This window comes from Streptomyces morookaense (assembly GCF_013030945.1).
Lineage (GTDB): Bacteria > Actinomycetota > Actinomycetes > Streptomycetales > Streptomycetaceae > Streptomyces > Streptomyces morookaensis.
In genome coordinates this window covers 1-5301 of sequence record NZ_JABBXF010000101.1, presented here as the reverse complement: position 1 = coordinate 5301, position 5301 = coordinate 1, and the positions used below count along the sequence as shown (strand labels likewise).

Sequence of the window (5301 nt, the reverse complement as noted above, 5' to 3'; positions counted from 1 at the left end):
CACCCCCGACGACCTCGACGAACTGCTCTCCCGGCGCCGCAAGACGCAGTACTTCCTGGCGCACCCGCGCACCATCGCCGCCTTCGGGCGAGAATGCAACAGCCGGGGGCTCTACCCCAAGAACATCGAGGTCCTCGGTTCGGCGGTGCGGTCCTGGCGAGGGGTCCCGCTGCTGCCCTGCAACAAGATCCCGGTCACCGAGCAGGGCACCAGCTCGATCATCGCCATGCGTACGGGCGTGGACGACCAGGGCGTCATCGGCCTGCACCAGACGGGCATCCCCGACGAGTACCAGCCCAGCCTGAATGTGCGGTTCATGGGCATCAACGAGCAGGCGGTCTCGTCCTACCTGGTGAGCGCCTACTATTCGGCGGCGGTCCTGGTGCCGGACGCGCTGGGCATCCTGGAGGACGTCGAGATCGGCCGCTGACGGGGCCGGTCAGGGCCGTACACCGCCCACGATGTGGGCGGTGGAGGAGATCCCGTTGTGGATGGTCGGCGCGACGCTGGTATTGGCCAGCACGAAGCCCAGCAGGACGCAGACCATGGCATGCGAGAACCGCAGGCCCCCGTTGCGCATGAAGACCACGGCCAGGATCAGCAGCAACAGGACCACGGAGATCGATACGGCCATGGTGAACCTCCCAGGCGGAGCAGCGGACATCCGCCCGTGCAGCACGCTCGGGTGCGATACGGCGGATGTCCGCCAGTCTGGCCCATGAGGCCGCTGTCATCGAAGCGCCGGGCATACTCCATTCGGGTATGGATTCACCGGTTCAGCCGGTCAGGCCCGTCGGAGTTCCCTGTGTGCGGCATGAGGGCGAATGCCCGTGCCGGCGTTCGACAGGCGTCCGGCCCGTGGCGTGCCTAGGCTGGCGGAATGAGCCGCACAGCCCGGGACGGCAGGCCGCCCGCCACGGTGCAGGGCACGGTGCAGGAGACACCGGCTGACAGCGAACGGGAATCCGCCTGGCGCCGTTTCCTGCACCGGGTGCCCAACGGTTTTGCCGTCTTCTTCGGTCTGCTGGGCGTCTTCTGTGCGGTCACCTCGCTGATACCGCCGCTGCGGCGCGCGGCGCACCCGCTGACCGACGCGCTCGACACGCTGACCGTGCCGACGGCCCCCAACCTGGCCTATGCGGTCTTCCTGCTGCTCCTGGCCACCGCGATGGCGGCGCGCAAGCGGGTCACGCTCTGGTTCGTCGTCGGCTACCTCGCGCTTCTGCTGCTCGCGGACGCGCTGCTGCTGGCCGTGGGGTACTGGGACACGATTCCCTCGCTGGTGCTGTCCTGCGCCGCGATCGCCCTGCTGCTCCTGGCCCGGCGGGAGTTCTACGCGGAGGTGCGGCGCGGCGCGTTCCTGCGCGCGCTGCTGGTGCTGGCCGCGGGGCTGACCCTGGCGATCCTGGTGGGCTGGGGGCTGGTGGAGCTGTTCCCCGGCTCGCTGGAGCGCGGCGGCGGCAACCGGCTGCTGTTCGTCGCCAACAAGGTGTGCGGCGGGCTGGTGAGCAACCGGCACTTCACCGGGCACCCGCCGCACTGGCTGTACTTCCTCCTCGGTCTGTTCGGCGCGCTGGCCCTGCTCAACGCGGCCACGGTGCTGTTCCGTTCGCAGCGCCTGGAGGCGTCCCTGCACCAGGACGAGGAGTTGCGCATCCGCGCGTTGCTCCGCCGGTACGGCGGCCGCGACTCCCTCGGCTACTTCGCGACGCGCCGCGACAAGGCCGTCGTCTTCTCCCCCAGCGGCAAGGCGGCCGTGACCTACCGGGTCGAGGCCGGCGTGTGCCTGGCCTCGGGCGATCCGCTGGGCGACCCCGAGGCCTGGACCCCGGCGATCGACGCCTGGCTCGAGGTCGCCGGCCGGTACGGCTGGCAGCCCGCCGTGATGGGCGCCAGCGAGGAGGGGGCCCGGGCCTTTGCGCGGTCGGGGCTCGGCGCGCTGCAGCTGGGCGACGAGGCCATCCTGCGGGTCGCGACGTTCGACCTGGAGGGCCGGGAGATGCGGGTGACGCGGCAGGCGGTGAACCGGGTCGCGCGCACGGGCGCGACCACCCGCATCCGGCGCCACTCCGCGCTCGACGACGAGGAGATGGGCGAGGTCATCCGGCGCGCGGACGCCTGGCGGGACACCGAGACCGAGCGCGGTTTCTCGATGGCGCTGGGGCGGCTGGGCGACCCGGCCGACGGGGACTGCCTGCTGGTCGAGGCCTTCGACCAGGACGGCACGATGATCGCGCTGCTGTCCTTCGTCCCCTGGGGCACCGACGGCGTCTCGCTGGATGTGATGCGCCGCGACCGCGCCGCGCCCAACGGCGTCATGGAGTTCATGGTGGCGCAACTGTGCGCGCAGGCAGGCACGTTCGGCGTCAAGAACATCTCGCTGAACTTCGCCGTCTTCCGTTCCGCCTTCGAGGAGGGGGCGCGCATCGGGGCGGGGCCGGTGCTGCGGCTGTGGCGCAGGCTGCTGCTGTTCTTCTCCAAGTGGTGGCAGCTGGAGGCGCTCTACCGCTCGAACGTCAAGTACAACCCCGAGTGGCACCCGCGCTTCCTGTGCTACGCGGATGCGGGCGCCCTCGCCCGGATCGGTATGGCCTCGGGCATCGCCGAGGGCTTCGTGGCCGTGCCGAGCCTGGGCAAGATGTGGGGCCGGGGCCGCCCGAAGGGCGCGGCCCTGCCGCCGGCGACGGAAGGCCTGCCCCCGCTCTCCGAACTGGGCCTGGCGGAAGGCGCGGAGGCCGGCCTGGCCGGCGCGGCGGACGAACTCGCCGGTCTGCCCGAACAGGTGCGGGTGCGGCGACGGAAGCTGGAGCGGCTGCGTGCGGCGGGCGTCGACCCGTACCCCGTCGACGCCCGTCGCACGCACACGCTCGGCGAGATCCGTGCGGCACACGGCGGGCTGCCGGCCGCCTCGCGCACGGGCGAACGGGCCACGGTCGCCGGGCGGGTGCTGCTGGTCCGGCATCACGGCGGGATCGCCTTCGCCGTCCTGCGCGACTGGTCCGGCGATCTGCAGCTGACCTTCACCCGCGACGGTTCGGGCGCGGACTGCCTGCGCCGGTTCGCCGCGCACGTCGACCTGGGCGACCACATCGAGGCCGAGGGCGAGATCGGCACCACGGACCGCGGTGAACTCACCGTCTTCGTCGGCGGTTTCAGGATGCTCGCCAAGTGCCTGCGCCCGCTGCCCGACAAACGGCACGGTCTCAGCGACCCGGAGACCCGGGTGCGCATGCGCTATGTGGACCTGGCCGTCTCGCCGGAGGCACGCGCCACCGTACGGGCCCGCAGCGCGGCCGCGCAGGCGCTGCGCCAGGGACTTCTCGACCGGGGCTTCCTGGAGGTCGAGACCCCGATGCTGCAACAGGTGCACGGTGGCGCCAACGCGCGCCCGTTCACCACCCACATCAATGCGTACGACCTCGACCTGTATCTGCGGATCGCGCCCGAGCTGTATCTGAAGCGGCTGTGCGTGGGCGGGCTGGAGAAGGTCTTCGAGCTGGGCCGCACCTTCCGCAACGAGGGGGTCTCGTACAAGCACAATCCCGAGTTCACGATGCTGGAGGCGTACCAGGCCTTCGCGGACTACGACGTGATGCTCGATCTCACGCGCGAGCTGATCCAGGCGGCGGCCGTCGCCGCCAACGGCACGGCCGTCGTGCTGCGGGCGGAAGGGGGCACGGGGAAGCCGGTCGAGCACGACATCTCGGGGCAGTGGCCGGTGCGGACGGTCTACGGTTCGCTCTCCGAGGCGCTGGGCGAGGAGGTCGGCCCGGACACCCCCGTGGAGGTGCTGCGCCGGCACTGCGACCTGACGGGCGTGCCGCACCGGCACGAGCACGGGCACGGTGCCATCGTGCTGGAGCTGTACGAGCGGCTGGTCGAGGAGCGCACGACGCTGCCTGTCTTCTACAAGGACTTCCCCACGGACGTCTCACCGCTCACCCGCCCGCACCGGAAGGATCCGCGCGTCGCCGAGCGCTGGGACCTCGTGGCGTTCGGCACGGAGCTCGGCACCGCCTACTCCGAGCTGGTCGATCCCGTGGAGCAGCGCCGACGGCTGACCGCCCAGTCGCTGCTGGCGGCGGGCGGCGATCCCGAGGCGATGGAGCTGGACGAGGACTTTCTGCGTGCCCTCGAATACGCGATGCCGCCGACGGGCGGGCTGGGCATCGGAGTGGACCGGCTGGTGATGTTTCTGACGGGTCTGTCGATCCGGGAGACGCTGCCGTTCCCACTGGTCCGACGACTCTAAAAGAGTTACTTTGAGATCGCTATAGAATTCATTATTTGCCTTATAGATCTGGCGTTGTTAATTTCCGAGATATGACGGCGACACCGCGCACGACGACTCCCTGGATACCGATGGCCGCGACGGCCGTGCTGTGGGGATCCGCCTTCCCCGCCATCCGCATGGCCCTGCCGGACTACTCGCCGGCCGCGGTCGCCCTGCTGCGGATCACCATCACGGTGATCCTGCTGCTGCCGTTCCTGGCCCTCGGGAAGATCGGCCGCCTGCGGCGCGGCGATGCGCTGCGCATGGCGGCGTTCGGCATCACCGGCATGACGGCCTACCAAGTCCTGCTGTGCTTCGGGGAGAAGAGTGTGGAGGCGGGCACCGCGGCCATGCTGATCGCCGCGTCACCGGTCTTCACGACGATTCTGGGCATGGCCTTCCTCGGCGACCGTCCCGGCGTCCGCGGGATCACGGGGCTGGGCGTCGCACTGAGCGGTGCGCTGCTGGTCGCCTTCACGTCGGGCAGCGGAAACGGTTCGCTCATGGGGGCGCTGATGGTGCTCGCCGCTGCGGCGACGCAGGCGACATCGTTCGCGCTGCAGAAGCCGCTGCTGAAGAAGTACTCCGGTGCCGAATGCGTCTTCTACGGCAGCCTCTTCGGGCTGTTGCCGCTGCTGCCGCTCGCGCCGGGCGCGGTCGGGCAGGTCGCGGCCGCGGAGGGACAGCGCACGGCGGCCGTGGTGTGGCTGGGGCTCGGGTGCACGGCAATGGCGTTCTGGACCTGGTCGCGGACGCTGCGGGCCACGACCGCGTCCACCGCGGCGCTGGTGCTGTACGCCGTGCCGGTGGCTGCGCTGGGGCTGGATGCGGTGGCCTTCGGCAATGCGCCGGGGACGGGGGCTGTTGCGGGTGGGGTGCTGGTGCTGGCGGGGGTTGCGGTGGCGACGCTGCGGCGCCGGGCGGCTGCGCCGTCGCCTTCGCGGGTTGCGGCGCGGGGTGCCGGTGCGCTGCGCGAGCCCAGCAGTGCGGGGGCGCGGGGGTAGGGACGTTACGTCATCGGCGGGTGA

3 protein-coding genes and 1 pseudogene are annotated in these 5301 nt (G+C 71.0%); 3 read left to right on the top strand and 1 reads right to left on the bottom strand.

All coding sequences use genetic code 11. The features are described 5' to 3' along the window. Window positions 1–430, top strand: a pseudogene (locus HG542_RS30550) (Crp/Fnr family transcriptional regulator); the annotation flags it as partial. Window positions 431–439: 9 nt separating this feature from the next. Here HG542_RS30550 and HG542_RS30545 read toward each other — a convergent pair. Next, window positions 440–634, bottom strand: coding sequence for a hypothetical protein (locus tag HG542_RS30545; RefSeq protein WP_171087171.1), 195 nt, complete (start codon window positions 632–634; stop codon window positions 440–442). A 246-nt stretch (window positions 635–880) separates the two neighbouring features. Between HG542_RS30545 and lysX the strand changes: the two genes are divergently transcribed. Together lysX and HG542_RS30535 are read left to right on the top strand one after the other, a co-directional pair. Then, window positions 881–4252, top strand: a complete 3372-nt coding sequence (gene lysX, locus HG542_RS30540) for a bifunctional lysylphosphatidylglycerol synthetase/lysine--tRNA ligase LysX (protein WP_171087169.1) — start codon at window positions 881–883, stop codon at window positions 4250–4252. A 71-nt stretch (window positions 4253–4323) separates the two neighbouring features. After that, the gene (locus tag HG542_RS30535) at window positions 4324–5277 is read left to right on the top strand and encodes a DMT family transporter (protein WP_229922607.1); all 954 of its coding nucleotides are present in this window, start codon (window positions 4324–4326) and stop codon (window positions 5275–5277) included. Window positions 5278–5301: the final 24 nt, after the last annotated feature.

What these genes read in the sequence shown, in the direction of transcription:
- HG542_RS30535 (WP_229922607.1), top strand. Translation starts at nt 4,324, where the DNA reads ATGACGGCGACACCGCGCACGACGACTCCCTGGATACCGATGGCCGCG.
- HG542_RS30545 (WP_171087171.1), bottom strand. Translation starts at nt 634, where the DNA reads ATGGCCGTATCGATCTCCGTGGTCCTGTTGCTGCTGATCCTGGCCGTG.
- lysX (WP_171087169.1), top strand. Translation starts at nt 881, where the DNA reads ATGAGCCGCACAGCCCGGGACGGCAGGCCGCCCGCCACGGTGCAGGGC.